The sequence below is a fragment of the Armatimonas sp. genome, assembly GCF_043760365.1.
Classification (GTDB): Bacteria; Armatimonadota; Armatimonadia; order Armatimonadales; family Armatimonadaceae; genus Armatimonas.
This window is the reverse complement of record NZ_JAYUPA010000770.1, coordinates 1-3,443: the sequence shown is the minus strand read 5'-3', so window position 1 is coordinate 3,443 and position 3,443 is coordinate 1. Positions and strand designations below refer to the sequence as shown.

The following is a 3,443-nucleotide window of genomic DNA, read 5'->3' as shown; positions in this document are numbered from 1 at the left end:
AAATTAGACGGAACCTGAACCTATTTGCCTGTGTAACCATCTATAAGAAAAGCCATGCTCCGAAGTCTTACTTTGTTTGCGATCAGTCTGCCCCTTGTTGCTCTCACAGCGGCGGCGGCCCTTCCTCAGAAAAAACCCGCTCCCAAGAAGCCCGCTGTCACCACAAGCAAGAAAACAACCACAACCACTTCGGTGGGGACGGCGGCTTTTGAGCGGGATGTATTGCCACTGGTGCAGAAATACTGTGTGGGCTGCCACACGGCTCCCAAGGGCTCAGGGGGGATTAACCTGAGCGGTGAAAAGAACTTCGCAGCGGCTCTCAAAGGCCGCGTCTCCTGGGAGCGAGTCGAGGCGGCAGTGCTCGAAAAACGCATGCCGCCCTCAGGAGTTCCTCAACCCAGCGATGCAGAGCGCAAGAAGCTCGGGCAGACACTGGAGAGTCTATTTTCCCAGGCAGACTGCCAGATCAACGACCCAGGCCGCGTCACCATGCGCCGCTTGAACAGAGCGGAGTACAACAATACCCTGCGTGATCTTTTGGGCGTGGATCTCCGTCTCGCTGATGCCTTCCCCAACGATGATGTCGGCTACGGCTTCGATAATATCGGCGATGTACTCTCACTCTCGCCGCTGCTCATGGAGAAGTATCTGAGCGCTGCTGCAAAGGCGAGCCGCGCCGCAATTATCGCCCCGGAGGACAAGCCCAGCTCCGTGAAAGTTCTAGCGGGACAGCTCAAAGGCCCCGGCAATGTGACCGGCGAGGGCTACTTGCTCTCCAGTAACGGTGAGGCCAGCTTCGAGTTCGACTTCCCTGCTCCCGGCGACTACACCATTGTAGTGCGGGCGGGCGCCAGCCCGGCGGGCCCTGATATTGACTTTCCCAATAAAAAGCGCGGCCCCGAGCCCGCCAAAATGGGAATCAATGTCGGAGGGAAGCCTGCTGTTACGGTGGCAGTTACCACAGGCCCCAGTAACCTACAGCCCTACAGGGCGAAAATCGCCATTGAGCAGCCAGGCAAGCAGAAAGTCGGCGCGGCGTTCCTCAATGACTTCTACGATGAAAAGCTCCCCCCGGAGCGCCGCGACCGAAACCTCACCGTGGAATCCATAGAGATTCAGATCCCTGAGGACGTTCAGAAACGGACGATCAAGCGGGAGCTGCCTTTTTCGCACCGCAAGCTGGTTATCGAGATGCCCGATGACAGCACCGATGCCGAGTGGGATCGCGCTGCAAAGGCCGTCCTGGCTCCCATCGTCCACCGTGCCTTCCGTCGGCCTGTCACTAGCGACGAAGTGAGGCGTCTGGTTGGACTCTCGCGCATGGCGAAAAGCCAGAAGCAGTCATTTGAAAAAGGCATTCAGTTCGCCCTCCAGGGGATTTTAGTCTCGCCTAGCTTCCTCTTTCGCCCGGAGCCCGATGCCAAGCCCGACGATCCCAGCTTCCGACGACAGCTTAACGACCATGAATTGGCAACGCGCCTCTCGTATTTTTTGTGGTCGTCACTGCCCGATGATGAGCTTTTAGCGCTTGCCGATCAAAAGAAGCTCCAAGCTCCCGGGGTTTTACTGGCGCAGGCCAAGCGTATGCTCAAAGACCCGCGCTCGCGGGCGCTGGCCGATAATTTTGCTGGCCAGTGGCTCCAGCTCCGAAAAGTGGGCGTGATGCAGCCCGATACGGTGCGCTTCCCCGCCTTCAACGAGCAGCTACGCCAGGCCATGCGCACGGAGCCTGATCTTTTCTTCACGGGCATTGTTCAGGAAGATCGCAGCATTCTGGAGTTCCTAGACTCAGACTATTCCTATCTCAATGAAACTTTGGCCAAGCACTACGGCAACACCAGCGTGAAAGGCGCAGAGTTTCAGCGGGTTCCTGTGCTACCGGGCCAACGGGGCGGAATTCTCTCCATGGCAGCAGTGCTCACCCTCACCAGCAACCCTGGGCGCACATCACCGGTCAAGCGTGGCAAGTGGGTACTGGAGAACCTTCTGGGGACGCCACCGCCTCCCCCCCCACCCAATGTCCCCGAGCTGGAGGCGCAAAAAGGTGCAACGCAGGCGGAAACACTCCGCAAGCGCCTGGAGATTCACCGCACCAACCCGGCCTGTGCCAACTGCCACACCCAGATGGATGCTATCGGGCTGGCGCTGGAGAACTACGATGCCATTGGGAAATGGCGTCTGGATGATGGCGGAAAGCCCATTGATGTGTCGGGAGTACTTCCCGATGGCAGTAAGTTCGACGGCCCCAAAGAGCTCAAAAAAGTGCTACTGGGCAAGAAGAGCCAGTTCACCAAGACCATGACCGAGCGCTTGCTCACCTACGCCCTCGGGCGTGGGGTTGAGCGTACCGATAAATGTAATCTGGAGGCCATGGCCAAGACTGTGGCAGCCAAAGGCTACAAGTTCTCCGCAATCGTGGAAGCAGTGATTACCAGCCAGCCGTTCCGGGAGCGGCGCGGCGATGAATCAACCTCCCCCCGCCGCTAAGACGGCGACCCCCTCCGGCAAGCGAAGGGAATGTAAACTTAAGGGTATAATTGGAACTAACAATGAACGATGCAAATATGACGCGACGGACACTCCTTCGAGGAGCAGGAGTAGCACTGGCACTGCCCTGGCTCGAAGCAATCGCATTTGCCCAGACGGGGAAAAGTGCGGGCGAAGCGCCGCTGCGTATGGCGTTTCTGTTCGTGCCCAACGGCATCAACATGGCACACTGGACTCCTGAAGGCGAGGGCGCACTGGGCGCACTGCCGCACACACTGGAGCCTCTAGCGGGCATGAAGGATCATTTTAATGTTCTGACCGGCCTGACACAGAACTGGGCCTTTGCCCACGGCGATGGCGGCGGTGATCATGCTCGCTCGGCTGCGGCCTGGCTGACCGGTTGCAAGCCCAAGAAGACCAGCGGCGCGGACATTAAAGTGGGCCTCTCGGCGGACCAGCTCGCGGCGGCCAAGAAGGGCCAATTCACGCGCTTCCCGAGTCTGGAAATTGGCTGTGAGCGAGGAGGTCTGGCAGGCGACTGCGACAGTGGGTACTCCTGTGCCTACTCCAACACCATCTCCTGGCGCACCGAGAACTCTCCGATGTCCAAAGAGACCGAGCCGCGTCTCGTGTTTGAGCGGCTCTTTGGGGGCGAGGATGCCAGCGAGAGCGCCGAGGCACGGGCACAGCGCAAGCAAAACGATAAGAGCATCCTGGACTTTGTGCTCGAGGACGCCAAATCGCTCCAGGGACGCCTCGGGGCCCATGACCGGCACAAGATGGAGGAATACTTCACGGGCATTCGAGAAATCGAGCGGCGCATGGCGTTCTTAGAAAAAGCGGGCAAAGAGACGGGTGTCAGCGGCGAGGCGCTGAAGGCCCGGATGTCCGGCGGCATGCCGGACTACCCCGATCACGTGAAGCTTCTGGGCGACATGATGGTGCTGGCCTTTCAA

General features: G+C 59.0%; 2 protein-coding genes. Both read left to right on the top strand.

Translation table 11 applies throughout. From position 1 onward, the window contains the following. Positions 1 to 54 precede the first annotated feature (54 nt). Positions 55 to 2,487 (top strand): DUF1592 domain-containing protein, encoded by a 2,433-nt coding sequence (locus tag ACH2EH_RS18480; RefSeq protein WP_395143925.1) that lies wholly within the window; start codon positions 55 to 57, stop codon positions 2,485 to 2,487. Positions 2,488 to 2,549: 62 nt separating this feature from the next. After that, on the top strand, positions 2,550 to 3,443 hold an 894-nt coding region (locus ACH2EH_RS18475; RefSeq protein ID WP_395143923.1), incomplete at its 3' end, for a DUF1552 domain-containing protein.